The 26,298-nt window shown below is 53.1% G+C and carries 17 protein-coding genes; 9 read left to right on the top strand and 8 right to left on the bottom strand.

Annotation, left to right across the window (positions count from 1 at the left end; all coding sequences use genetic code 11):
* Positions 1–32: 32 nt before the first annotated feature.
* Both JK223_RS08535 and JK223_RS08530 read right to left on the bottom strand, forming a co-directional pair.
* On the bottom strand, positions 33–2,387 hold the full coding sequence (locus JK223_RS08535) for a TonB-dependent receptor domain-containing protein (protein WP_212713763.1): 2,355 nt from the start codon (positions 2,385–2,387) through the stop codon (positions 33–35).
* A 626-nt stretch (positions 2,388–3,013) separates the two neighbouring features.
* Positions 3,014–3,208, bottom strand: a complete 195-nt coding sequence (locus JK223_RS08530) for an ogr/Delta-like zinc finger family protein (RefSeq protein ID WP_212713762.1) — start codon at positions 3,206–3,208, stop codon at positions 3,014–3,016.
* Positions 3,209–3,501: 293 nt separating this feature from the next.
* On the opposite strand from JK223_RS08530, the gene JK223_RS08525 reads away from it, so the two are divergent.
* Together JK223_RS08525 and JK223_RS08520 are read left to right on the top strand one after the other, a co-directional pair.
* The gene (locus tag JK223_RS08525; protein WP_212713761.1) at positions 3,502–4,761 is read left to right on the top strand and encodes a glycoside hydrolase family 68 protein; all 1,260 of its coding nucleotides are present in this window, start codon (positions 3,502–3,504) and stop codon (positions 4,759–4,761) included.
* A gap of 47 nt (positions 4,762–4,808) precedes the next feature.
* Positions 4,809–5,111, top strand: coding sequence for a phage holin, lambda family (locus JK223_RS08520; protein ID WP_212713760.1), 303 nt, complete (start codon positions 4,809–4,811; stop codon positions 5,109–5,111).
* A gap of 434 nt (positions 5,112–5,545) precedes the next feature.
* On the opposite strand, the gene JK223_RS08515 is transcribed toward JK223_RS08520, so the two are convergent.
* Positions 5,546–5,719, bottom strand: a complete 174-nt coding sequence (locus JK223_RS08515; RefSeq protein ID WP_212713759.1) for a hypothetical protein — start codon at positions 5,717–5,719, stop codon at positions 5,546–5,548.
* A 903-nt stretch (positions 5,720–6,622) separates the two neighbouring features.
* On the opposite strand from JK223_RS08515, the gene JK223_RS08510 reads away from it, so the two are divergent.
* Entirely contained in the window at positions 6,623–7,897 is a 1,275-nt protein-coding gene (locus tag JK223_RS08510) for a glycoside hydrolase family 68 protein (RefSeq protein WP_212713758.1), read from the top strand.
* A gap of 890 nt (positions 7,898–8,787) precedes the next feature.
* Here the strand turns inward: JK223_RS08510 and lpxP are convergent.
* The gene (gene lpxP, locus JK223_RS08505) at positions 8,788–9,708 is read right to left on the bottom strand and encodes a kdo(2)-lipid IV(A) palmitoleoyltransferase (RefSeq protein WP_212713757.1); all 921 of its coding nucleotides are present in this window, start codon (positions 9,706–9,708) and stop codon (positions 8,788–8,790) included.
* Positions 9,709–10,272: 564 nt separating this feature from the next.
* Between lpxP and JK223_RS08500 the strand changes: the two genes are divergently transcribed.
* Both JK223_RS08500 and JK223_RS16925 read left to right on the top strand, forming a co-directional pair.
* On the top strand, positions 10,273–11,511 hold the full coding sequence (locus tag JK223_RS08500; protein WP_212713756.1) for a chloride channel protein: 1,239 nt from the start codon (positions 10,273–10,275) through the stop codon (positions 11,509–11,511).
* Positions 11,512–11,806: 295 nt separating this feature from the next.
* Positions 11,807–12,919, top strand: coding sequence for a metallophosphoesterase (locus tag JK223_RS16925; RefSeq protein WP_212713755.1), 1,113 nt, complete (start codon positions 11,807–11,809; stop codon positions 12,917–12,919).
* Positions 12,920–13,065: 146 nt separating this feature from the next.
* Here JK223_RS16925 and JK223_RS08490 read toward each other — a convergent pair whose 3' ends face one another.
* Entirely contained in the window at positions 13,066–14,013 is a 948-nt protein-coding gene (locus tag JK223_RS08490) for an FAD:protein FMN transferase (protein WP_212713754.1), read from the bottom strand.
* A gap of 31 nt (positions 14,014–14,044) precedes the next feature.
* Entirely contained in the window at positions 14,045–16,858 is a 2,814-nt protein-coding gene (locus JK223_RS08485; RefSeq protein ID WP_212713753.1) for a flavocytochrome c, read from the bottom strand.
* A gap of 581 nt (positions 16,859–17,439) precedes the next feature.
* Between JK223_RS08485 and JK223_RS08480 the strand changes: the two genes are divergently transcribed.
* From JK223_RS08480 to JK223_RS08470, 3 genes are all read left to right on the top strand, one after another.
* Complete coding sequence (locus JK223_RS08480) at positions 17,440–18,954, top strand: anion permease (protein ID WP_212713752.1); 1,515 nt, start codon at positions 17,440–17,442, stop codon at positions 18,952–18,954.
* A 149-nt stretch (positions 18,955–19,103) separates the two neighbouring features.
* On the top strand, positions 19,104–20,756 hold the full coding sequence (gene fumA / locus JK223_RS08475; RefSeq protein WP_212713751.1) for a class I fumarate hydratase FumA: 1,653 nt from the start codon (positions 19,104–19,106) through the stop codon (positions 20,754–20,756).
* A 151-nt stretch (positions 20,757–20,907) separates the two neighbouring features.
* Complete coding sequence (locus tag JK223_RS08470; RefSeq protein WP_212713750.1) at positions 20,908–21,927, top strand: NAD(P)-dependent alcohol dehydrogenase; 1,020 nt, start codon at positions 20,908–20,910, stop codon at positions 21,925–21,927.
* Positions 21,928–21,964: 37 nt separating this feature from the next.
* Here JK223_RS08470 and JK223_RS08465 read toward each other — a convergent pair whose 3' ends face one another.
* Both JK223_RS08465 and JK223_RS08460 read right to left on the bottom strand, forming a co-directional pair.
* Entirely contained in the window at positions 21,965–23,068 is a 1,104-nt protein-coding gene (locus JK223_RS08465; RefSeq protein ID WP_212713749.1) for an oxidoreductase, read from the bottom strand.
* A 1-nt stretch (position 23,069) separates the two neighbouring features.
* On the bottom strand, positions 23,070–24,572 hold the full coding sequence (locus JK223_RS08460; RefSeq protein ID WP_212713748.1) for an MFS transporter: 1,503 nt from the start codon (positions 24,570–24,572) through the stop codon (positions 23,070–23,072).
* A 391-nt stretch (positions 24,573–24,963) separates the two neighbouring features.
* Between JK223_RS08460 and JK223_RS08455 the strand changes: the two genes are divergently transcribed.
* On the top strand, positions 24,964–26,289 hold the full coding sequence (locus tag JK223_RS08455) for an LLM class flavin-dependent oxidoreductase (RefSeq protein ID WP_212713747.1): 1,326 nt from the start codon (positions 24,964–24,966) through the stop codon (positions 26,287–26,289).
* The last annotated feature ends 9 nt before the right edge of the window (positions 26,290–26,298 follow it).

The following is a 26,298-nucleotide window of genomic DNA, read 5'->3' as shown; positions in this document are numbered from 1 at the left end:
CCCTGCCGTATGGCAGGGCGGATAATGGATCATCAGAAATCGACGTTCAGACCTAACTGATACGTCCGGCCCGGCATCACGGCTAATGCCACATCATTACGATCCTGTGCGGTCGATGTTTCCAGATCACGGCTGCTGAGGTAATCAATATATTTACGATCAGTAATGTTATAGATCCCTCCGCTCAGTTTGACATTTTTTGTGATGCGCCAGTAAGCGGTCGCATCCACCAGACCATAACCCGGAATGCGCAGATACGGGCTCTCTTTACTGGTCACCGTGCCGGTAGTGGTGGTATCACGCGTAGTCTCGCTGGCCTGCTTCCCTTTCACAAAGGTCGCCGTTACGGCACTGCCCCAGACGCCTGATGGTGCATCCCAGGCGACACCGACCACGGCTTTCATTGGTGGCACGCTATCCAGATCGGTGTAGCTATCACCGGTGAGAGAAGACTTAGACTCGCCTTTAGCATAGCCCAGCGCCAGGGTGGTGCTCAGCCCTTCCGCCGACTCCAGCCAGTGACCAATATGGAATTTCGCACTGATATCTCCGCCATAAATAAAGGCTTTATCGCGGTTTTCTGCCTGATAGATCGTATAGATATTTGACGGGACATTGGTAAACGCCGCCGGCGATCCGCTACGGGTATAACGGGTGTACGCAATGAAGTTATCGTACTGGTTATAGAAGACCGACCCGCTGAGCGTGATCCCCGGATTCAGCTGCCCGGTCAGGCCCCACTCGAAGTTATTACTGGTTTCTGTTTTCAGCGACGGGTTACCGATCAGCGCATACTGCTGGGTTCCCGCATAGCTTGAACCCAGGTTCCAGGAGCCGTACAGCTGGCTGGCGTCCGGGAATTCCGCCCCGCGTTTATACTGAACATAGGTCAGCAGCGTCGGGGTTAACGAATATTGCAGTGTCAGAGACGGTAATACCTGAGTATCACTGGTGCCGGAACCATATAAGGTGTCCACATCCCCGGTGGTCAGCACGGAACTGCCGTCAGCGAGGGAGGAGAGATTCTGCGGTTTAGTTTTCTGATAGGCAACACGAACACCTGGCGTGATCGCGAAATTATGGCCCTGCAGATCAAAATTAATTTTGTCCTGCAGGAAGGCACCGAGGGTGGTGCTCCGGCTGTCAGCCTGTGGCTGCATCACTGAATAGTAGACCAGCGGTGCCGGCGACTGTTCAAACGGACGCGTGGTATTTTCCAGACCGGCGTTCACTCCTCCGCTCAGCTCATGGCGTCCCAGGGTTTTACGCAGTTCGGTGGAGAATCCCAGCGAATGGGTATTGTAGTCCGAGTAGGTACGGCCAATCACCCCGGTATCATAAGGTGCCAGCGTATTGTCATGCGCTTCGGTCTTTTGCCAGTTAACCCGGGTGGTCAGGGAATCTATCCAGTCATTGTACGGCGTATATTCATCCTGCAGATTGACTCCCAGGCGGCGGGTTTCCCCGGACTGATGGCTGGTACCGATCACATTCTTGCCGGCGGAATCCCAGGTGTCATAATGCGTATGATTAGTTTTATCATAATAGCTGAAGGTCCCGGTCAGCTTATGCTGATCATTCGGCTGCCAGATACCGGTGGTCAGGAAGGCGTCGGAATGCCAGTTCGCCGGATAGGCGGAGACGGTCCCGCTGTTATTACGGGTTTGCTGACCGTCGCGACGACTGTAGACAAAGATCCCGCGCAGTTCTTCATCACCGGCCGCGGCAGTGATCCCGTTGTGCCAGCCCCGGTCAGAGGAATCGTAATCCGACTGGTAACCGAAATAGGTCGATTTTTCCGGGTTAAGGTAATCGTCCGGAGATTTGGTACGGAAGGAGACCATGCCGCCGATAGAGGTGTTCGGCTGCGATACTGCGGTGGCTCCCGCATCAATACTCATTAAACCAAACAGGTACGGGTCAATATAATCGCGGCCAATACCGAAGGTGTTCACTCCGGTACGTCCGACGTAGCCACGCCCCGTGGCAGACGGGAGTTCAACCCCATCCACATCAATGCCGACACGGTTGCTTTCCAGGCCGCGGATGTTGTAACCGGTGTAGCCACCACGGTCAAAGCCACTTTTCCCGTTACCGGAACCGCCGCTGGCTCCGGTCGCACTGACCAGCGTCTGATAACGCATCAGCGTACCAAAGTCTGTTGCGCCCTGCTTTTGCATCTGATCAGCCGTGATCGTTTTTCGGTTATCTGCGCGCAGCGGCAACGGGGTGGCCGTAACGGTAAGCTGCTGTTCAGAACTCCCGGCCCCGGCGTCAGTCGTTGCTGTGTTTGCGGCAAAGGTACAGGCCGAATGAACGGACAGTGCCACCGCGGTAAATTTGAATAATGCAGGTTTAAACTTACCCTGAGTCAGAAATTTATACATAATCATCAGTATCCAGACACGCCAAAAATGTCGTTTGCCGGCAAGTGAATGCAAACGAATGTTTCCTCTCAAAGAAAGAAATTGTGCAAATATCAGCCACTTATTTTGTATGAGAATCTACATCATTTTGATAATAGTTATCAATAGCATTTACAATATCCAGACACTGATACTGTTGTAAAATCGTAAAATGCCAGCAGAGGGCGACGAAAGGATAAAAAAGACATTTAAACGTGACTGCCCGGCCGGCCACAGGAGGGAAACCGCCACCCTGACGGGCTTGTGCCAGGTCTCAGACGTGCCATCCCACCCGACCGAAGCACGAAGAATCGCCATCGTGAAGGCCTGTAAAGGAGACGGCAGAACGCCGCCCGCCCCCGGACCAGCATGAGCATCAATAAAACAAAATAATAACGGATGGTTTACATTATTACAGGAAGATGGTTAAACCGCGGTATATTGTGCATACCGCGGTTTAACCACACATAAAGCAATATTGATCAATTATTGATAAGCTTCCGCTAATATGCCGTCGGAAAATATTTTCCATACGACATCTCTGATTATTATCAGCGCTTACGACATTGATGAAAAGTTCAGTGGAAAATTCGTTATTAAGACTATTCCTATAACGTCGCCATTATTCGTTGTTCCTGATTAGCCATCGGAGCGCATATAATTTTTTCCAGACTCTCTATCGTTTTAAAGGTGCATGAGCAGGTAATATCCTGACATTGATAGTATGCTTCCTTGGTCGTATCACTTAAGTAACGGCTCGTACGTGTGTGAGCCGGCTTGTTACAGATCGGGCAACGCATCATAAGTACCACCTATTTTTACTGAATAATTTTAAAACATGTAGAGGTATAAATGATCAATCACTACATTAATGGCTGTTAATAGATAAAAGATTCTATCTGCTTTTTATCTGGCTGTAGATACTTATTTATATACCCGTCCGGCGCCATCACTCTCTGGTCTGCCACTGACTACACAACAATACGGCCCTTTTTTAAATTATGTCTGTTGTGTGGTGCATTACAAAATTAAATGCGTTTTAATTATTTACGGGGACATGATTTTATTAAACCTCATTCAATTACGGAGGTTTAATATGAAAAATTTAATAGATAAAGTGAAAACTACTGCATGGAGCCGTGCTGACGCCCTTAAAGTTCGTTCTGATGATCCGACCACCACACAGCCGCTGGTCGGTATTGATTTTCCGGTGATGAGTGATGAAGTGTTTATCTGGGACACCATGCCGCTGAAAAAATATGACGGTAATATCGTTTCCGTTAACGGCTGGTCTGTCATCTTTACACTGACCGCAGAGCGTCAGCCTGATGTCTACACTGACGCCGAAGGCAACTACGATATCGACAGTGACTGGGTCAATCGCCACAGCCGTGCACGTATTTGTTTCTGGTATTCCAAAGACAGCAAAAACTGGACGTTCGGTGGCCGGGTCATGGCGGACGGCGTTTCACCGACCACCCGTGAATGGGCCGGGACACCGGTTCTGCTAAACGAGCAGGGTGACATTGAACTGTACTACACCTGCGTCACCCCCGGCGCGACAATCGTGAAAGTTAAGGGTAAAATCGCTGCCGATGGCAACGGAGTCAGGCTTTCCGGGTTCAGAGAGGTCATTGAACTGTTCTCTGCCGATGGTTTTATTTACCAGACAGAAGAACAGAATGAATACTGGGGCTTTCGTGACCCGAGCCCGTTTATTGACCCTAAAGATGGCAATCTTTACATGGTGTTTGAAGGGAATGTGGCCGGCGCTCGCGGGACACATGTCATCACCAGCGAAGATATGGGGGATGTTCCTCCGGGCTATGAAGACGTCGGCGGTGCCCGCTATCAGACCGGTTGTATCGGCTTTGCGGTAGCAAAAGATGCCGAAGGTAACGACTGGCAGTTACTGCCACCATTAATCACGGCGGTCGGGGTCAATGACCAGACAGAGCGTCCTCACTTTGTGTTCAAAGACGGTAAATATTACCTGTTTACTATCAGCCACAAGTTCACCTACGGTGACGGTGTGACGGGGCCGGATGGTGTGTATGGCTTTGTCAGTGATTCTTTATTTGGCCCTTATGAGCCGTTAAATGGTTCCGGTTTAGTCCTGGGGAATCCCTCGTCACAACCTTATCAGACGTATTCACATTGCGTCATGCCCAATGGCCTGGTGACCTCTTTTATCGATACTATTCCGCAATCAAATGGCGATTATAACGGTAGCTATCGTGTCGGAGGAACCGAAGCCCCTACCGTACAAATTAAAATAAAAGGCAACCAGACGTTTATGGTTAAAGAATTTGACTACGGTTATATTCCTCCGATGGAAAATGTCATCGTCAAATAATATTCATTGTGGCGCGACTGAGGTCGCGTCTTTATCAGGAAAAATTTATGGATATTAACAGCATTATTAATGCAGCGAAGGGAGCCATTCGGGGAGATTCCGTTTTCTTTGGTGTTTTCATCTCCTTTTTTATGGCTATCCTGCGAATGATATATTCCGGACGGGGTATTATCGAAACATTACTTGAAGGGGGGATTTGTGGCTGCCTGACATTTATTTCTGTATCGTTAATGAATTATTTTGGGGTATCCAGCCAGTTAACCGTTTCTGTTGGCGGATTTATCGGTTTTATGGGCGTAAAAAAAATCAGTTTCTGGATAAACCGGATTATCATGAAGAAATTGAATTAACCCTGCACTTAACATTCTTTGTAAAAACATGCCCGGCAGAAAATTATCTGTTGTTCATGGGAGAGGAACGCCGGTGAATAACACGCATTCCTCAGACTATACCCTTAAACATGATAGGGAATTTTTTATTTTTTAACATTATTCCCACATCTCTTCTCTGTAATGAGAAATATCCCTGATAAAATCAGGGGATATTTATCTCCGGATAAAACATCGCTTCGCCGCCGGCCGGGAATATCTTTCTGGCCGGCTTTCCGCTTTCTGTTAACAGGCTGCCTGCCGTGTTTATCAGCCATCATAGTGCGGCTTCTCTCCCGAATCCGGGAGGTAGCAACACGGGACACCGTCCGGAAAGGTCTCAGCACGGCGGTCATCATGCTTAGGGTTCTGTACCTTTCTGCTGATCGATATTTCCCGTCAGCGCACAGTGGATGTCATAAAGGTGAAAGCGATCGCCAATGGCGGCGATCCGCTGCCGGAAACGACACCGCACGATACGTCTTTTCCATCCACCACAGCGTCCGCCCGCCAGAGATCCTTCCCGGGCCGCTGAAAGCGGCCGCGTGGTTTCCGGTCGTCATACCGGCTGCCAGGGGAGATTTGATCATTTCTGCCCGCCGGCAACAGCGTTGAAAGGGATCGGCAGAGTAAGAATACTGCGACACCTCTGCCTGACATCTTCGTTTCAGGTCGCTAAAGGTCTCAGAGTCAACGGATCCGCCCTGCCGGCGGCGGCCTGACAGCGAATAATGAACGTCTCGCTGAGAGCGGTGGCCAGGCCGGAGATTATCGGTTAATTGCCGGACCTCCCTTTTCCGCAGAATGAAAACTGTCCTCCCGGCCTGCTGACAAAACAACACAGAACACAGGCGCTGGATGGGCTGTATGATCTCATGTTCATGGATATGGGTATCTGATAAATGCCATCGGGATGACAGATGAAAACATTTCAACCCACGGAAAAGAGGATATTAGTAGCGGGTGATGTCCGGACCAGAAATATGACTTATCAGGAGATCCCAGGATACAGATTTTATCATACTCCTGACCATTCCTTATCTCTTACTGCGGTTCATGACATTACGATAACAGACCGTTCTGCCGGTCGGTAGCCGAATATCGGCTGATCAGAAATCCCGGATTCGTATATTTTCTGTGAACTGAACGGATATTTTAATTTATATGAAAAAATCCCCCTGGCGACGGAAAAATTCTCATAAACACCGATCACCCCCATTTTTTAAGAAAAAGTCGCAGGGATATTACCACAGGTTTTGCTTGCCATTTTCTCATGAAAATGTTCGGCATGAAAATCCATTTCCGGACCACCGGACAGTGTCGGATAAAAAAGTGAACAGGGATATATTCAGCCGTTGTCTGCTCTGCCACACAACAAATAATAAGATTATTTTCTGAATATGTTGTGTGGTAAATGACAAAGCCGGGATACGTTTAATTAAATAACGCTGCATGTTTTTATAAAGCCTCACTTAACTACGGAGGTTTTAAAAATGAAAAATACTGAAATTAAAAATTTACAAGACAAAGTAAAAACAACTGCATGGAGCCGTGCAGATGCACTGAAAGTTCGCGAGGATGATCCAACCACCACTCAGCCTGTGGTCGCCATTGATTTTCCGGTGATGAGCGATGAAGTCTTTATCTGGGATACTCTGCCATTACGTAAATACGACGGTAATATCGTTTCCGTTAATGGCTGGTCCGTGATCTTTACGCTGACCGCCGATCGTCTGCCGGAAGAGTACACCGATGCAAACGGCAACTACGACATCTACACCGACTGGAATGCCCGTCATGGTCGTGCCCGAATCTGCTTCTGGTACTCAAAAGACAGCAAAAACTGGACCTTCGGTGGCCGTGTGATGGCGGAAGGTGTTTCACCGACTACCCGTGAATGGGCCGGTACCCCGATTCTGCTGAACGAACAGGGTGATGTGGAACTGTATTACACCTGCGTCACGCCGGGCGCGACCATCGTGAAGGTGAAAGGTAAAATTGCTGCCGATGGTAACGGCGTCACCCTCTCCGGTTTCAATGAAGTCATTGAGCTGTTCTCCGCGGACGGTTTCTACTACCAGACCGAAGAACAAAACCCGTACTGGGGCTTCCGTGACCCAAGCCCGTTCATCGACCCGAATGATGGCAACCTCTATATGGTCTTCGAAGGCAATGTGGCCGGGGATCGCGGCAGCCATGAGATTACCACCGAAGATATGGGTGATATTCCTCCGGGTTACGACGATGTCGGTGGCGCACGTTATCAGACGGGTTGTATCGGTCTGGCGGCGGCGAAAGATGCGGAAGGTAATGACTGGCAGCTGCTGCCACCGCTGATCACTGCGGTTGGTGTCAACGACCAGACGGAACGTCCTCACTTTGTGTTTAAGGACGGGAAGTACTACCTGTTTACCATCAGCCATAAATCGACGTATGCCGATAACCTGACCGGCCCGGACGGCGTTTACGGATTTGTCAGTGATTCACTGTTTGGCCCTTACGAGCCGCTGAATGGTTCCGGCCTGGTACTGGGTAACCCATCGTCTCAGCCGTTGCAGACCTATTCACACTGTGTGATGCCAAACGGCCTGGTGACGTCATTTATTGATACGGTGCCAGCTTCTGACAATGACTACGACGGTGCATACCGCATCGGTGGTACCGAAGCCCCGACCGTACAGATTAAGATCGAAGGTAAACGTACCTTTATGGTCAAAGAATTCGACTACGGTTACATCCCGCCAATGGAGAACGTAATCATCCGTTAATCCCGCTACCGGCACAGTGAGAGCTGTGCCGGTTTTTATTCATCCCATCCGCAACATGGCTGTCGCCCACACCGGGTGTTAGCCATGTTGCCGCTCAGGTCACACCTCATAATAATGTGAATACTTACTATCAATATAACCCTCTATATTATTTGATTTTTATTTTAATGGAGTCATGCCGTAGCTATGTTGTTCAGCTAATGCGTCACAGAAACCACTAAACACCTTCCGCTGAGATATCGCCTGCGAAACAACCTGTAATGACAGTCTGGCCTGTGATTAAGATAATCTTTCTGCAAAAATAAGATATTAAACCCCTGTCAGCTTTCAGCTCTCCGCACTACCTTCAGAGCCGGTCTGCCGTGACTTATTAATGACGTGATCACGCTATAAAAGTAAGCGTGTACTTACACTCTCTCAAGACACTGTAATCAAAGGCCATTTCGTCAGGAGCCTGCCCCAAAAGCAGCATTCCCCCTGACATCGCAGGTATACCGTGACAGACTCAGAGAAAGTCCTGAGTCACGTTGCACAGCCCCCCACTCCCCGACCTCCTGAAAGTGAATACCCACTCTCATTCTGTTTCACGGATGGCGGGCAGCAGCAGACAATTTCACGCTTACAGGGTATACGCCCCACAGGGAACAGTTCAGAGGTTCAGAGGACAGACAGGAATAATCAGAACAGGTTAATCAGCGACGGGCGCGAGACTGCAGCCACTGCCGTTAAGATGAAGAGATCACTGATTCAAACAAACTCACGTAACCGCGATACCCGTTCACGGAGACAACGATCCCGCAGGAGAGAGAACAGGTGAATTATGGGGGAAGTGCTAAGGGGGTTATCGGGCCGGTATCGCCTGAGCGATACAGGTCCGATAAAGGACAGGATCAGATATAGAGAGAAGCTTCACCCATCGGTCGGGTTTTAAAACGGCGGTGGACCCACATATATTGCTCAGGTGCACGCATAATTTCCCGCTCAATGATCTGGTTCATATAAGCCGCCGCTTTCCACTCCGTGGCCGGGAAATCTTCTAAAGGTTCCTCGATATGTAACTGGTAGCCTCTGCCGTCTTTTTTACGGACAAGGGTAATGGTTAACAACGACGCATGCGACAGACGGGAAAGCACATAGGTTCCGTTGGTCGTTGCCACATCTTTAACCCCGAAGAAAGGCACAAAGGAGCTGCCCTTGATTCCGTAATCCTGGTCCGGCGCAAACCACACCGCTTCACCCTGTTTCAGCTGACCGACCATGCCACGCAAATCGCGGCGGTCAATCATCGCTTTGTTCGAGCGTAAGCGACCACGGGTTTGCAGCCATTCCATCAGTGGATTATTGTGCGGACGGTAGGTTGCCATCATTGGCTGGCACAGTCCCATGACTCTGCCGCCCAGTTCAAGGGACATAAAGTGAACCCCGACACACATCACCCCGCGTTTGCCGGACTGCGCGCGCTTCAGGTTTTCCAGCCCTTCAACGTCAAACCACTTACGGATACGCCGGTCAGACCAGAACCAGGCCATGCCGGTTTCCAGTAATCCCAGCCCCAGGGATTCGAAATTTTGTTGTAACAACGCTTCCTGTTCCTGAGGAGACATATCAGGAAAGCAGAGACGGATATTTTGACGGGCGATAGACTTACGTCGTTTCAGGAAAGGCTGCGACCAGGTGCCAAGGCGTTTCCCCAGGGCAAGAAGCAGTGGATAAGGGAGCTTAACCACACACCATAAAACACTGATCCCAAGCCACAAGGTCAGATACTTAGGATTCAGGAAGCTGAATTTGAACCCATTACTTTTTTTCATGCTTGCATCACCAATCTATTAGTCGACATTATTTTATGTCTCATCACTAAGACAAACTGGCGAGTTAATAATTCATGGACCATAATGTAACAATTTACGTCTTTATTTTTTCGCCATCAGGAGATCGTACGAACTCCCGGATGATTATGATATAGGAAATATCAGTACTTTCGCACAATTATTCATTTCCCGACAAAAACGGGCGATGACATGTGGGTAAGCTGCCCCCCGGCGGCTTAAAAAAGTCCTTTAAAACCGGAAAGATACCTCTTTTTCCGGCCCTGTCCCTCCCTGATCTCCCCCTGTTTTTTCTGCTTCCTGGCGACTCATAATCATCACTGATTTATTTAGTATCAGTGTGATGAGATACACGCTTAAGAATGACACAATTGTAGAAATTTTCTACAAAAATATTCATCCTTACCGGCAAGGTATCACAATGAAAATCACGTATTTTCATCATGTAAGCTAACTTATCTCCGTGAGTTGACGCCGGATTGACGTTGGCTGCCTCATAGTTAGCAGACATCAATATTTTTTATTTATCGTATTAAGGGTTGTCATATGACCAAATCACTACGGTTCGCCGGGGCGGTGGTAATGACCGGGGTACTCTCCGGACTGGGCGGCATGTTACTGGCGATGCTGCTGCATGCCGTGCAGCATCTGGCTTTCGGATACAGTCAGGATGCGATTATCAGCAAAGAGAGCTTTTTACAGGGTGTGACCGCGGCCAGTGCTGAACGACGGATCATGGCTTTACTGGCGGGAGGGATCATTGCCGGTGCCGGCTGGTGGTTGCTGGCACGGTACGGCCGTCCACGGGTTTCGGTCAACGCGGCAGTGAAAGATCCCGCCAGACCAATGCCGGGGGTCACCTCACTGATCCATGCCTTATTACAGATTATCACGGTGGCGTTAGGCTCACCGTTAGGCCGTGAAGTGGCGCCGAGGGAGATCGGCGCGCTGGGCGCCACCTCTCTGGCTCGCGTCTTCGGGCTTTCCCCTGAGGATACCCGGGTGCTGATTGCCTGTGGTGCGGGGGCCGGGCTGGCAGCGGTATATAATGTCCCGCTGGCCGGAGCCATCTTTACCCTGGAAGTTCTGCTGATCTCTTTCCGCTGGTCCTGCGTACTGCCGGCGCTGGTGACTTCTGCACTGGGAGCCTATGTCGCCACCTTTGGCCTGGGTAATGAATCGCAATACCATTTCTCAGCACCGGCCGCCGATACCCCTCTGATTATCTGGGCCATCGTCACTTCCCCCCTGTTCGGCTATGCCGCACATCTTTTTCGCCGTTATACCGAAAATGCCCGCAAAGGAGTTAAAACCAATTGGCAGATGCCGGTCCTGTGTCTGCTGAGTTTTGGCCTGACCGGCGTTTTGTCACTGTGGTATCCGCAATTACCCGGCAATGGTAAAGGGCCAACGCAACTGGCCCTGTGGGGGGAATTAACCGGTCTGTTACCCGTGATATTGCTGGTACTGAAACTGGTGCTTATCCGGGCTGTGTTGCGCGCCGGGGCTGAAGGCGGCGTTCTGACGCCAGGCTTTACCGTCGGCGCTCTGTTCGCCAGTGTTTTGTTCACCGTTTTCTCACCGTGGTTACCCGCCGGAGATCAGACGGCGATCGCGCTGTCAGGGGCCGCCGCTTTCCTTGCGGCATCAATGCAGATGCCACTGACTACGGTGATGCTGGCGGCAGAATTCACCCATATGGGCAGTACGCTGGTCATTCCGGTGATACTGGCCGTGGGAGGCTCCTTCGCGACCTGCTGTGCCATTGAGAAACGGGCGAAGTAATCCGAAAACCGTTGCAGGCCGGCTCGCGGTCACTGTCATCCTGCCACGATAACAGCAACCCGGCACTCCAGAGGCTGTCCGTTCACCCGGGGCCTTTTTTGCCAGGCGTGCAGGGATCACGGCACACTCACGGTGGCCGGTAATGCCGGCAGAAGATGGGTTCAGTAAAGGCGTCCGGGATAGCTGACGGAGCCGGGGGCAGGAGGCAGCCTCCCTGCCCCGGGCCTGTGACATGTGACTATTGGCTGAGCGATGCTAGAGTTAAGGTATTGATGACAAACCCACAGGAGTGACTGTGCTACCTTTTATGACCCCTGTAATGGCGCTGGTGATTGGCTGGCGTTTTATTTTACATCTCCCGCTTCCCGCGTCCGTCAGAATACTGTTGTTTGTTTTTGCCTTGCTGGTTGCGGAATGTCACCTTATCTATCGTCTGGTGTTCGGCAATATGTTTTCACCGGAATTTCCTCAGCCGGTGATGGTGGCGATTAACGTTCTGTTTGGCGCGGAGATCCTGTTTACTCTGCTGCTGGTGCTGCACGGTCTGATCGCCGGAGTGGCTTATCTGGCGGGGCATCCGCTATCCCATGAAGGGGCCACCAATAGTCTGTTATGTGCCGTCTCACTGGCCATTTCGGGCTATGCGGTATGGCAGGCCGTGAAAGTCCCCGCAGTGAAAAATGTGACGGTGAATGTCTCCGGATTACCTGCCGCCTTTGAAGGTTACCGGCTGGTACAACTGACCGATCTGCATGCCAGTACCTTATTACGCGGTCAGCGAATGGCAGAGATCGTCGAAAAAACCAATGCCTTGCAGCCGGATCTGATCACTATTACCGGTGATATCGCCGACGGCACGGTGGCGGACCGTAAACAGGATGTCGCACCGCTCAAAGAATTACGGGCCGCAGATGGTGTGGTCGCCATCCCGGGGAACCATGAATACTACGCGGATTTTTCCGGCTGGATGCGTGAAATTGAAGCCGCGGGGATCCGCGAACTGATGAATCAGTCGGTCCGTATTTATCGCGGTGAACAGAGTATCGTGGTCGCCGGGGTGACCGATGAAGCGGCGCTGCGGTTTTCTCAGCCCGGCCCGTCACTGTCGGAGGCCCTGCAGGGGGTGACGCAACAGGATACGGTGATCCTGCTCGACCATCGACCGGTGAATGCCCGGCAGAATGCGGCCAGTGGTGTTGACCTGCAGCTTTCCGGCCATACCCACGGCGGTATGGTGCCGGGGCTGGATATTCTGGTAAAACGAGCCAACCAGGGGTTCTATTCCGGCGAATATCGTCTGGGCCGGATGTTGCTGTATGTCAGCAACGGTACCGGCTTATGGAATGGTTTCGCGCTGAGGCTGGGCTATCCGGGTGAAATTACGCTATTTACTCTGCAAAAAGGTTAAACCTTTATCACGGCTACGCGGGTCCCACGACTGGTCCGGAACAAAGCCGGGCCGCTGACATCCGTTTTTACTTATCAGCCTGCCACTGCCAATAAACATCAGGTGTCCGGCTCAGCAGCGGGCACTCTCTTCCGCCAGGCCCGGGATTACCGGGAAGCCGGCCGGAAACAGAACTGACGCTGTGACGGAATGATGACCTCCCGGTCGCGGGTCACAAAGATAGCCTCTATCCCCTCAATATCCGTCTGTGTCGCAAGCCACTCACAACCCTTTTCCAGCCCCATGCCATATAACTGCGTTGAGTATATTTCGCCATCGATGGAGTGCGGTGAAATCACGGTCACGCTCAGTAAATCGTTATCCAGCGGATAGCCACTGCGTGGATCCAGAATATGATGATAATGGTGTCCCTGATGGACAAAGTAGCGTTCATACACTCCGGAGGTGACTACCGACCCCTGAGATAAACGGATACTGCCCAGCAGCGATTCAGGGCCGGCAAAAGGTTGCTGCAGCCCGACCGACCAGCCTTCAGCACCGGGCGGGCTGATGACCCGGATATTCCCCCCCAGATTGATCAGTGCATGATCGACGGCCTGTGCCTGTAAAAAATCACAGATCCGGTCAGCCATATACCCTTTGGCGATGGCTCCGGCATCGACAGACATCCCGGGCCGTGTCAGAAAGATCGAACCGGCCTCCGGATCCATGCGGATCGCATGGGGATCGGTCAGCGGCAATAATGCGGCGATCTCTTCGGCCGGCGGCACGGCATCACCGCTGAATCCGATCTTCCAGCGCCGGACGAGCGGGCCTATCGCCAGATTAAAACATCCGCCGCTGAAGCTGACCTCCCTGGCCCGCCAGAGCAGTGAAAATACCGGTGGTGGCACCACCACCGGGTGAGCCCCTGCAGCACGATTGACAGACATCAGTGCGGAGTCCGGCCGGTTCACGGTCAGCAGATCTTCCAGCCATTTAATCTGCCGGAAGACCTGACGCGCCAGCGCCGGCTGGTGTGCCGCCAGTTGCAGTTCTACGCGCGTCCCCATCATCACCGCCGAATAATGGTATCTGCCCGGGATCTCTGACATAGCGTCTCCTGAGGAATGACCGCCAACCCCGTCAGGCCGGGGTGACGGCCGGCTGATCCCGGTGTGCCAGGGCATACTTCGCGGCGTTTTCCCCCGCCACCCGACCAAAGATCACGATATCTGCCACGGCATTCCCCCCGATACGGTTACCGCCATGGATCCCGCCGACCACTTCCCCCGCCGCAAACACCCCGGCCAACGGCTGCTGGTTTTCATCCAGCACCCCGGTATGGGTATTAATCGTGACCCCGCCCATCGTGTGGTGTACCCCCGGCGCAATACGGATAGCGTAGAAAGGCCGCTGGCTAAGGGGCTGCCGCAGGGCCGTAGTACGGCCAAAGGGATCCGGCTGCTTGTTTGCGACGACCTGATTAAAACAGGCTAACGTCGCCTGCAACCGCGTGGCATCCATCCCCGTCTTTTCGGCCAGCGCCTCCGGGGTGTCCGCGCTCACCACAAATCCCCGCGAGAGATACGTCTCAATGGCCTTGTTATGTTCACGGATCTGCTGATCAAACACTATCCAGGCCGATTTCTCCGGCAGGCCGATGATTTTTGCCGAGACCTTATCCCGGGTGTCCATCTCATTAATAAATCGTTCGCCCTTCTGACTGACCAGAATGGCCCCGCCGCCGCGGACAGATTCAGAGATCAGGTAAGAGGTGGTCTGTTCTACGGTGGGATGGATCTGTATCTCGCCCATATCCACCGTACCGGCACCGATGGACTGTAATAACGCGATCCCGCTCCCGGTTGCGCCGGGATGGTTGGTGGTGACAAATCCGGCCAGATCCGGACGGTAGCTGACCACCATTTTCTGATTGGCGCTGAAACCGCCGGTCGCCACGATCACACTGTGGCACTGCACACGGAAGCTTTCCTGCTGCTCATTCAGTAACGTCACCCCGGTCACCCTGCCATCGTCATACTCAATTCCGCTGACGCTGGTATCGGTCATCATTTCAATGTCCGGGCGCTGATGAATATTTTTTAATAAACCACTGACCAGATAGCCCCCGACGGCAGACGCATCCGCCGGACGATGGGTACGATCGATACTCATGCCGCCGGTAATGGTGATATCGCTCAGCACGATGTCATGCTTCGCCAGCCAGTCCACCGCCTGAGGCGCCTGCTCCACAAATTCATGCAACAGCAGCGTATTATTTTTACCGTGGCCGCCTTTCAGGGTTTCCTCATAAAACAGCGCCTTACTGTCACGGATACCTTTCAGCGTCTGATACCGGGTTTCGGCCGCATTCATCCCGACCGAGGCTTTCAGCGTATTGCCGCCCGGTACCGGCATTTTTTCGACAATCAGCACGCGGGCACCCGACTCGCCGGCCTGTATGGCGGCCGTCAGTCCGGCACCGCCACTGCCCACCACCACCACATCATAGTGCGCTTCGCCCCCGTTCCCGTCGCCGGTCTGCTGCAAACGCTGCCTTGCGGAGGCCATCAGGATTCTGGCGACCACTTTTTTCACGGCTTCGCATTGGGTTGTGGCACCGGTCACCGCATCCACATAAGGACTGTTAGCATCGAGGATCCGCGAACGCAGTTCATTAAAATGGGTGGTAAATTCGATCTCAGCCGGTTCCTTCGTGGACAGTTCGAGATCAGTAATACGATCCTCCGCCAGGGTGACCGTGATCCGGCAATCCCCCTGCTCATCCTGTAAGGTTTCACTGTAGTGGCCGGGCATAAACTTCCCGCCCGCCAGACTCAGATCGCGGACCATCGCCGCCACCTGCGGGAAGTACCACAGCGGTTCGGGAATAAATAAGGCTTCACGCTGAGTACTGTCGATAGTCAGCGACAGGGTCTCGCCCCCGATGATCCTTGAGGCCCAGTCAGTATACGCAATACTGCCTTTGCCGACGGCGACCAGCGAGTAACCATGGGCCAGCGCCTGCGTCGTTTCCTGCTGACTCACTACACTGCCCACGCCAATCACCGGAACAGCGGCCAGTGCCGCGGTGCGCCCTGCAATATATTTATCGATAAGGGGTTCACTGTCTGCCGTATCCACCAGCGAGCTGCGCAGAATATGGTTCATTGAAAAGTGCAGGTAATCCAGCCCCTGAACCGCCAGTTTATCCAGCAGAAAGAGCGTATCGTCAAAACGGATCCCCGGCTCTTCGATCTCTTCCGGGGAAAAACGATAGCCGATAATAAACCCGGGCGGAGCGTATTGTTTTACTTTCTTTTGGGCCGCTTTCAGCACTTCCAGCGGGAATCTGGCCCGTTTTTCACGGCTGCCCCCCCATTCATCATTTCGCCGGTTCGCATGCGGTGAAAAGAACTGCTGAATGAGGTAGGTATTCGCCCCGTGGATTTCGACGCCATCAAATCCGGCCAGGATAGCCCGATGAACGGCCTGCCCGAATTTCTCTACCATGTCGGCCACTTCCTGCGTGTTCAGCGCGCGCGGGGTGACAGCACCTTCGCGGGGCATGGCGATAGCGTCCGGCGCGACCGGCTGCCGGCCGCCAATCAGCAGCGGTTCACTCATCCGCCCGCCATGATAGATTTGCAGAATCGCTTTCGAACCCCGCGCTTTGATAGCCGCGGCAATTTTTGCCAGGCCCTCGATTTTACTGTCTTTGTCGATACCTATCGCCCCGGGGAACGCCGGCCCGTTATCTTCCACAAAGGCACATTCAACAATAATGGCGGCTGCATCACCCGCACGCTGTCGATAGTACTCCACCAGTTCCCGGGTCACACTGCCTTCATAGAATCCGGCGCAGGTCGTCATCGGGGCCATCACCAGCCGGTTTTTTAAGGTGGTACCACAGGGAAGCGTCAGGGGTTCTGATAGCTGCGGGTTACAATTCGTCATTATCTGCTCCGGATGTTCAGGACTATTTTTTTCAGGTCGTTATCGGAAACCCGTTATTCCGGTAATGTCCGATCTCCGTATTCAAGCACAAACAAAAGACACAACTTATGACATAAATTAATTAAAATTTAAATTCCGCCAACAGGCAGGGCCGCGTATTTTTCTGTTAACCCTTACCACGCTGTTTTATTACAGGAGAATATAAGGTCACCGTAAGCCAGCAAAGAGATAAACCCTAAGAAAATCATCATGTAACACTTTTCATTCCGTGCCCACCGGCCGGCAGAACCCCCGGCTATGCGACCGGAAATAAGCAGGTGACTGATATCAAAAAGAATTGCTAAAAATAATTTAAAAAATAAAAAAATAGTTCTGTTTCGTTGATCAGGATCAACGGTAAAAAAAAGAGATAACAGATCATATAAAGACTTTATCCATGATGCAGATGATGTAACATGCTCTGCATAATAATAATTTTCGCGTCAGGGATATTCTGAGCCACAGAAATGTCCTGATAACGGAAACGCAATATTATCTGTACGCTGCTCCATAACTATTCTAACCCCATACAGAAACTGACTATGAACGTAAAATCAAATGCAACTCAGCCCGCGACGGGAGTTCCCCCCGCCACCGGCAAAAAAAACCGTCTGATATTATTGCTCCTTCCCGTCGTCGTCGCCCTTCTGCTTTTACTCGTCCCCGTGCCTGCCGGTCTTCCGCCTTATGCCTGGCATTTCTTCGCCGTGTTTGTCGGGGTGATCGTCGGGCTGATTTTTGAGCCGTTACCCGGCGCCGTCATCGGCCTGACCGGGGTGGTGGTTATCGCCCTCTTCAGCCACTGGTTACTGTTCAGCCCGGAACAGCAAGCGGCTCCGGGCTTCAAACTGGCAGGTCAGTCCTTTAAATGGGCCGTCAGCGGATTTGGTAACTCCACCGTCTGGCTGATCTTCGGGGCCTTTATGTTTGCCGCCGGTTACGATAAAACGCAATTCGGCCGCCGGCTGGCCCTGATACTGGTCAAATATCTGGGACGCCGCAGTCTGACGCTGGGGTATGCCATTACCTTTGCCGATTTATTACTGGCCCCGTTTACGCCTTCCAATACCGCCCGTAGCGGCGGAACGATCTACCCGATTATTGCCAACCTGCCGCCGCTGTATGGGTCGAAACCTAATGACCCCAGCGCGAGACGTATCGGTTCATACCTGATGTGGGTCGCCATTACTGCCGCCTGTATCACCAGCTCAATGTTCCTTTCCGCACTGGCCCCCAACCTGCTGGCGCTGGCACTGGTGAAAAGTATTACCGGGATCACCATCTCCTGGGGGAACTGGTTTGTCGCCTTCCTGCCGCTCGGTATTCTGCTGATCCTGGCCATGCCCCTGCTGGCCTATCTGTTTTATCCGCCGGAGGTGAAGGTTAACGACGAGGTGCCGCGCTGGGCCACCCGTGAGCTGGAAAAACTGGGTAAGCTTTCCCGTAACGAAATCCTGCTGCTGATCTTTGTCTGCTGCGCCCTGGCGATGTGGATTTTTGCCGCCAGCTGGATTGAACCGGCCATGGCCGCTCTGCTGGTGATCACCCTGATGTTATGGACCGGTGTGCTTAACTGGAGCGATATCACCGGTAATAAAGCCGCCTGGAATACCTTTACCTGGTTTGCGACCCTGGTCGCCCTGGCGGATGGTCTTTCTTCTACCGGTTTTATCGGCTGGCTGGGGAAAGAAGGCGGTGCACTGATGGGCGGTATCTCACCGGGCGTGGCGCTTATCGTGCTGGTGATTGCCTTTTATCTGCTGCATTACCTGTTTGCCAGTACCACCGCACATACCACGGCATTATTGCCTGCCATGCTGACCATCGCCGCCACCATTCCGGGCATGAACATGCAGGTCTTTTGTCTGATGATGGTCACCTCTCTGGGAGTGATGGGCATTATCACCCCTTACGGGACCGGACCAAGCCCGATATACTACGGGAGTGGCTATCTGCCTACCGTAGACTACTGGCGTCTGGGGACCATTTTTGGTGCTATTTTCCTGGTCGCATTACTTGTCATCGGCTACCCCTGGATGATGATGATCTTCGGATAACAGCGTCGTTTTTATCGCTGCAGGTATTTATGTCAATGAGCCTCTCCCGGCACCGGCAACGTATCGGACTCCGGGAGAGATTTTCCATTACCATCAGTATTTTGCGAAGCATAGTGGCCGCCCGTCTGCGGCTCTTTAAGTGAGAAAACATGTCAACGATCCCTTTTCATTATCAGGACCCGTTTCCTGTCGCCGAAGATGACACCGACTATTACCTGCTGAGTAGCGATTATGTGTCAGTCGCTGAATTTGAAGGGCAGGAGATCCTGAAAGTAGCGCCGGAAGCGCTGACGCTGCTGGCTCAGCAGGCATTCCATGATACTTCGTTTATGTTGCGCACCGCCCATCAGCAACAGGTAGCCGATATTCTCGATGACCCCGAAGCCAGCGAAAATGATAAATATGTCGCGCTGCAGTTTCTGCGTAACTCCGAAATTGCCGCCAAAGGTATCCTGCCGTCCTGTCAGGACACCGGAACCGCCATCATCGTGGGTAAAAAAGGTCAGCGGGTCTGGACCGGCGGCGGCGATGAGGTCTTTCTCAGCCAGGGAGTCTTCAATACTTATCAGCAGGATAACCTGCGCTATTCACAGAATGCGGCGCTGGATATGTACCAGGAAGTGAATACCGGCACGAATCTGCCGGCGCAGATCGATCTCTACAGCGTGGATGGCGATGAATATAAGTTCCTTTGTATTGCCAAAGGAGGCGGTTCTGCCAACAAGACCTATCTGTATCAGGAAACCAAAGCGCTGCTCAGCCCGGGGAAACTCAAAAATTATCTGGTCGGGAAAATGCGCACCCTGGGCACGGCGGCCTGTCCGCCATACCACATTGCCTTTGTGATCGGCGGCACATCCGCAGAGAGTACCCTGAAAACCGTCAAACTGGCCTCCGCCCATTACTATGATGATCTGCCGACCGAAGGCAATAAGTACGGTCAGGCGTTCCGCGATACGGCGCTGGAACAGGAACTGCTGAAAGAAGCACAGAACCTCGGCCTGGGGGCGCAGTTCGGCGGTAAATATTTTGCCCATGATATCCGGGTGATCCGTCTGCCCCGCCACGGTGCCTCCTGTCCCATCGGGATGGGCGTCTCCTGTTCGGCTGACCGTAATATTAAAGCGAAAATTAACCGTAAAGGTCTGTGGATAGAAAAACTGGAACATAATCCGGCACGCCTGATTCCGAAGACATTGCAGAATGCAGCGGAAAGTACGGTCGTCAGCATCGACCTGAACCGGCCGATGAAAGAGATCCTGGCCCGGCTGAGCCAGTATCCGGCATCGACCCGTCTCTCCCTGAATGGCACGATTATCGTCGCGCGTGATATCGCCCATGCAAAACTGAAAGAGCGTCTGGATAACGGGGAAGAACTCCCGCAGTACATCAAAGATCACCCCATCTATTACGCCGGGCCTGCGAAAACCCCGGCCGGTTATGCCTCCGGTTCACTCGGGCCGACCACCGCCGGACGAATGGACTCTTATGTGGATTTACTGCAATCCCACGGCGGCAGCATGATTATGCTGGCCAAAGGCAACCGCAGCCAGCAGGTGACGGATGCCTGTAAAAAACATGGCGGGTTTTATCTTGGCAGTATCGGCGGTCCGGCGGCAGTACTGGCACAGCAGAGTATTAAAAATCTGCAGTGTGTCGAATACCCGGAACTGGGGATGGAAGCTATCTGGAAGATTGACGTTGAGGACTTTCCGGCTTTCATCCTGGTGGATGACAAGGGTAATGATTTCTTTACACAAATCCTTGAAAATCAATGTAACGGGTGTGCGAAACCTGCCTGACCCTCCTGTGGCCGGTGAGTTTCACCGGCCCTTACCGCAATATCGGACAACTATTTTCCCCCGCATCATATTATTCTCTTCTGCGCTTTTTTTAATGGCTATCATCTGCCATGCTTTAAAGTGATAACTACATCACAGAAAGGAGACCTTCATGAGCAAGATTAAAAGCTACGCCGCGGCCGAAGCTGGCGCAGCACTGGAACTGCAGGAATTTGATGCCGGTGAACTTGCTGCCGAAGATGTTGAAGTCACGGTTGAGTACTGTGGTATTTGTCATTCCGATCTGTCGATGATTGACAACGAATGGGGCATATCTCAGTACCCTCTGGTCGCCGGTCACGAAGTGGTTGGCCGTGTCAGCGCTCTGGGGAGTGCGGCAGAAAACAAAGGTCTGAAAGTCGGTCAGCGTGTCGGGATTGGCTGGACCGCGCGCAGTTGCGGGTATTGTGATGCCTGTATCAGCGGCAGTCACAGCAACTGTAAACAGGGCAGTGTGCCGACTATCCTGAACCGCGGTGGCTTCGCTGAAAAAATCCGTGCCGACTGGCAGTGGGTGATCCCGCTTCCGGAAGCGCTGGATATCGAATCTGCCGGTCCGCTGCTGTGCGGCGGGATCACGGTATTCAAACCCCTGCTGCAGCACCATATCACGGCGACCAGTCGTGTCGGTGTCATAGGTATCGGTGGCCTGGGCCATATCGCTATTAAACTGTTGCATGCGATGGGATGTGAAGTCACCGCGTTCAGTTCGTCACCGTCTAAAGAACAGGAAATCCTGGGAATGGGTGCCGACAAGGTGGTTAACAGCCGGGATCCGGAAGCCCTGAAAGCGCTGGCCGGACAGTTTGATCTGATTATCAACACCATCAATGTCGATCTGGACTGGATGCCGTACTTCCAGGCACTGACCTACAACGGTAGCTTCCATACCGTCGGTGCCGTGATGAAACCGTTTGAAGTGCCAGCCTTTACGCTGATTGCCGGTGACCGGAGCATTTCCGGGTCATCGACCGGGTCTCCGCATGAGTTACGCAGCCTGGTAAAACTGGCCGCACGCTCCGGGGTGAAACCTCAGACCGAGCTGTTCCCGATGTCAAAAATCAATGACGCTCTGCAGTATGTGCGTGACGGTAAAGCCCGTTACCGTGCGGTACTGAAAGCGGATTTCTGATGATATCCCGGCCCGGCATCCTGCCGGGCCTTCAGTCTTACTCTGCTGACTTCCCTGCCCGTTCAATGGCCGCCATCGCCTGATACAGCGTTTCTGCCGTCACTTTCACCGGTAACAGGTGAATGGTTTCCCGCGGACGTAAAGTATGCGCGATCATTTTATCCATCTCTTCACGATCTGACAGAGAAACTCCCAGCTCCGCCAGCGTGACCGGCAATTTCAGCTGATGATAAAAGTGCAACAGCTTACGGATATCCTGCTGCTGATTCAGCAGGGCCGCCTGCACCAGAATGCCATAAGCCACCTTAATCCCGTGCAGAATACGGTGGGTTTGCGGCAGCACGGTCAGCCCGTTATGCACGGCATGCGCGGCAGCAACACGGGTGAAACGTTCACCTAACCCGCCGATCAGCCCGCCCCCGGCAATAATGGCATCGACCACCGAGATAAAGCGCGGGGTCAGTGTGCCCTGTTGCTGATCCCGCAGTGCGACAGCACTGTCACTGAACAGCAGGTCACGCAGACCTTCGGCCATTTTCAGCGCCGTCTTTGCCAGATAAGGGACACTGCAGGCCGTTTCATCCGGCAGCAGCACCCGGGCTTCATACCATTTCGCCAGGGTGTCGCCGATACCGGCCAGCAGATAGTCCGCCGGCGCGTTCAGAATAATTTCCGGTTCCACCAGCACCAGATGGTTAGCCTGTTTAAAGATTTCATAACCAATATTCTCTCCATGGGCGTTGTACCACACCGAGAGCGGCGTCCAGGCCGCACAGGTGGCGGCAATGGTCGGGATCAGCACCACCGGTAATTTCAGGCGATCCGCCAGTGCTTTTGCACTGTCCATCACCGATCCACCGCCGATACCGATAATCACTTTCCGGTGGTCCCCGGCCTCTGTCAGTAGCTGGCTGATTAGAGGTTCACTACAATGTTCCCGGATGCAGTGCTTACCGGCGGAAGGCAGAGACCAGGCGGCCGGCAGAAAAGGTTCCGCCGCCCCAATCGCCCGTTCACCATAGACCCAGAACGCCTGCTCCAGGTCTGCGGCAGAATAAAAGTTTGTCAGTTCGCGTAACGCTCCCGGAAAACAGTAATAATTCGCCGGCCCCGGTACGACCTGTATTTCGGTAAATGACATCTCAGGCTCCCCCGCCAGGCTGTGTATTTTCATGTTTTACAGACGCATAATCTTCGGCATCCACATCGTACCCTGACGGCTCCCAGCGAATGATAAACAGTGCCAGCAGACCGATCACCGGTGATAAGGCAATCACCCAGAATAAACCGGTGTCCAGGCTCGCCGTCAGGATGGGGAACAGAAACAGCGCCAGCGTCGAGCTGAAACGCGTAATCGTCTGGTTGAAACCGACCCCCACCCCGCGAATCGACGCCGGATAACTGAGTGAGGCGTACACCATGGTATGCGCCCCCGGGCCGAAGCCCTGCCCCAGCAGGAAAAGTGCCAGAAAGGCACAGCAGGCCACGGCCTGCGCCGTATCTTCCGGACGACCGGCCAGCGCCAGGCCCAGCAATGCAACCAGCTGACAGGTATAACCGGCAATCGTCATACTGCGTGACCCCAGTTTCGGTACCAGCCGCACCGCCGCCAGTCCGCCGGTAAAGGCAAACAGCAGATTCAGTGCCAGAGAGACCAGAATGGTCGTCAGCATCGATTGTTTAAACAGGGTGGAAATAATAATCGGCAGCCCGAACGCGATAGCCGCATAGGCAAACGGCGAAACAAATGACATTACGCTGTTCAGCACCGTACGTTTCAGATAGTCCCCCTGCAGCAATACGCCATAACTTTTCCAGCCGGTCGTACGCCGTTGCAGACCCTTTTTCGCGTGTAAGACCGCGTCTTTGCCGACCGTGGCCGGGATATTATAGGCGGTCTGCAGGATGCTGGCCGCAGAGGTTAAGTCCCCCTGTTGCGCCGCCCAGACCGGCGATTCTGTCATATAGCGTTTACGTACCGTCAGGATCACCAGTGCCGGTACCGCCCCGAAGCCTACAATATAGCGCCACAGGTATTCGCTCTGACTGGCGGGTAGCGAATAGAATAATCCGAGCACCAGCAGATACGAGACCGAGATAGCCGCATACCAGGTCGGACACCACATCGCAATACTGGAGGCCTTATTGCCCCGGCCTTTCAGCCGCGAAAATTCGGCCAGAAAGGCCATGGCGACCGGTAAGTCGATGCCGATCCCCAGCCCCATAATAAAGCGGCTGATACCCAGCACTTCGGCATTCGGTGCCAGAGCGCCGAGCAGGGCGGCAAACACAAAGAAAAACATATCGGCCATAAATACGCGGTAACGGCCGATTTTATCGGTGAGATATCCCCCGATGACGGCCCCGACGATGGCCCCGAGAGTGATGGCAGACACCACCATCCCGATACCCGACGGGCTCAGCCCGAACTGACGGGTAATGTCCTTCACGCCGAATGCCAGCGCACCTAAATCATAGGCATCCAGAAAGACACCGCCCAGGGCGATGGCCACGATGATCCGTGCGTTGGTCCGGCCATGGGTTGAGTTATTGACCAGCCGGCTGACATCTGCCGCGCTATGAATAGTGTAATCATTCTCTGGTGAGGTACTTCCCGACGATACGTCAGCTGAAAGTTGAGTCATAGTTTGCGATATTTATCAGTGTTATTTTATGAGAAGAAAGGTGAATCGGACGTTTGGACGTCTCAATGTCCAGATTTCCATAATTCCTGATAAATCGCAAGTATTTTGACCCGTTTCCCCGGGCTGGCAGCGCAGAAACCTGTTCATTCTCTGCGAGTATTTCCCATCTGCACATACCGCAATCAACAGAAAACCGAATCAGTCACCGGCCACTTTTCCGCCTGATATCGTCCGCCACCGACAGACCTTGCTTCTCTGCGCCCCACGTCCCGGACAGCCATGACACGTGGTTTAGCTAATTTCCGGATAACCTGTGCACGAATTGATATTAAATAAAACAACAAAGCGCAGATATAGTTTAAGCAATAATATTAATTAGTTAAGAATAATTATGGCCAGAAATGAACAGCTCTCATTAGGTGCATTTATCCATCCGGCGGGCCACCACGTGGCTGCCTGGCGGCATCCTGACGTGGCGCCGGACCCGCTGGATCTTCAGCAATATATCCGGATAGCTCAGCTTGCTGAACACGCCTGCCTGGACACCTTATTTATTGCCGACAGTCTGGCGGTGTTTGACTCGCCGGTGGCCCACAAGATGGCGCGCTCTAATTATTTTGAACCGGTGACGCTGCTGGCGACCCTCTCAGCGGTGACCCGGCATATCGGTTTAATTGCCACCGCAACCACCAGCTACAATCAGCCGTACCATATTGCACGTCAGTTCGCCTCACTGGACCATCTGTCCGGCGGCCGTGCCGGCTGGAACCTGGTAACGTCTGATGCCGCCAACGAAGCCGCTAATTTCAACCGGGAACAGCACTTCAGCCATCAGGAACGTTATTTACGTGCCCGTGAGTTTTACCGGGTCGTCGAAGGACTCTGGAATAGCTGGGAAGACGACGCGTTTGTGTATGACAAAGCAGGCGGCGAAGTCTATCGCCCGGAAAAAATGCATTCGCTTCACCATCACGGTGATTATTTCCAGGTACGGGGGCCATTAAACATTGCCCGTTCCCCGCAGGGGAAACCGGTGGTGGTGCAGGCCGGCTCGTCCGAAGACGGTAAAGCGCTGGCCGCAGCCACGGCGGATGTTGTGTTTACCGCCCAGCCGACACTCGACAAAGCCAAAGCCTTCTACCGGGATGTGAAACAGCGCCTGAGCCTGTCCGGACGGACCGAAAACAGCCTGAAGATCATGCCCGGTGTACTGCTGGTCACCGGACAGTCGCAGTCTGAGGCCGAAGAAAAATATGAGCAGTTCCAGCAACTGGTCGAACCGGACGTGGGTATCGCTCTGCTGGGCAGAATGCTGGGGAATTTTGATTTATCCGGCTATCCGCCGGATGAACCCTTGCCGGAACTCCCTTTGTCAGATTCCGGTCAGCAAAGCCGCCAGGCCCTGTTACTGGCGCTGGCCGCCGAAGAAAATCTGACGCTGGCAGAGCTGGGGTTACGCATTGCCGGAGGCCGTGGGCACCGGACCCTGAAAGGTACCCCGCAGCAGATTGCCGACGAGCTGCAATGCTGGTTCGAAGAGTATGCCGCGGACGGTTTCAACATTATGGTGCCGCACCTGCCGCAGGGACTGGAAGAGGTCGCGCTGCAGGTGGTGCCGGAATTACAACGTCGTGGCCTGTTCCGCACACAGTATCAGGGCAGCACCTTACGCAGCCATCTGGGCTTAACCGTCCCCGCCTTTCCCCCTCGTCAGTGAGAAATGACT

This window comes from Tatumella sp. JGM118, from assembly GCF_018257515.1.
Classification (GTDB): domain Bacteria; phylum Pseudomonadota; class Gammaproteobacteria; order Enterobacterales; family Enterobacteriaceae; genus Tatumella; species Tatumella terrea.
The sequence above is the reverse complement of the archived record's forward strand: the minus strand, read 5'-3'. Positions and strand labels throughout refer to the sequence as shown.

What these genes read in the sequence shown, in the direction of transcription:
- JK223_RS08535 (WP_212713763.1), bottom strand. Translation starts at nt 2,387, where the DNA reads ATGTATAAATTTCTGACTCAGGGTAAGTTTAAACCTGCATTATTCAAA.
- JK223_RS08530 (WP_212713762.1), bottom strand. Translation starts at nt 3,208, where the DNA reads ATGATGCGTTGCCCGATCTGTAACAAGCCGGCTCACACACGTACGAGC.
- JK223_RS08525 (WP_212713761.1), top strand. Translation starts at nt 3,502, where the DNA reads ATGAAAAATTTAATAGATAAAGTGAAAACTACTGCATGGAGCCGTGCT.
- JK223_RS08520 (WP_212713760.1), top strand. Translation starts at nt 4,809, where the DNA reads ATGGATATTAACAGCATTATTAATGCAGCGAAGGGAGCCATTCGGGGA.
- JK223_RS08515 (WP_212713759.1), bottom strand. Translation starts at nt 5,719, where the DNA reads ATGATCAAATCTCCCCTGGCAGCCGGTATGACGACCGGAAACCACGCG.
- JK223_RS08510 (WP_212713758.1), top strand. Translation starts at nt 6,623, where the DNA reads ATGAAAAATACTGAAATTAAAAATTTACAAGACAAAGTAAAAACAACT.
- lpxP (WP_212713757.1), bottom strand. Translation starts at nt 9,708, where the DNA reads ATGAAAAAAAGTAATGGGTTCAAATTCAGCTTCCTGAATCCTAAGTAT.
- JK223_RS08500 (WP_212713756.1), top strand. Translation starts at nt 10,273, where the DNA reads ATGACCAAATCACTACGGTTCGCCGGGGCGGTGGTAATGACCGGGGTA.
- JK223_RS08490 (WP_212713754.1), bottom strand. Translation starts at nt 14,013, where the DNA reads ATGTCAGAGATCCCGGGCAGATACCATTATTCGGCGGTGATGATGGGG.
- JK223_RS08485 (WP_212713753.1), bottom strand. Translation starts at nt 16,858, where the DNA reads ATGACGAATTGTAACCCGCAGCTATCAGAACCCCTGACGCTTCCCTGT.
- JK223_RS08480 (WP_212713752.1), top strand. Translation starts at nt 17,440, where the DNA reads ATGAACGTAAAATCAAATGCAACTCAGCCCGCGACGGGAGTTCCCCCC.
- fumA (WP_212713751.1), top strand. Translation starts at nt 19,104, where the DNA reads ATGTCAACGATCCCTTTTCATTATCAGGACCCGTTTCCTGTCGCCGAA.
- JK223_RS08470 (WP_212713750.1), top strand. Translation starts at nt 20,908, where the DNA reads ATGAGCAAGATTAAAAGCTACGCCGCGGCCGAAGCTGGCGCAGCACTG.
- JK223_RS08465 (WP_212713749.1), bottom strand. Translation starts at nt 23,068, where the DNA reads ATGTCATTTACCGAAATACAGGTCGTACCGGGGCCGGCGAATTATTAC.
- JK223_RS08460 (WP_212713748.1), bottom strand. Translation starts at nt 24,572, where the DNA reads ATGACTCAACTTTCAGCTGACGTATCGTCGGGAAGTACCTCACCAGAG.
- JK223_RS08455 (WP_212713747.1), top strand. Translation starts at nt 24,964, where the DNA reads ATGGCCAGAAATGAACAGCTCTCATTAGGTGCATTTATCCATCCGGCG.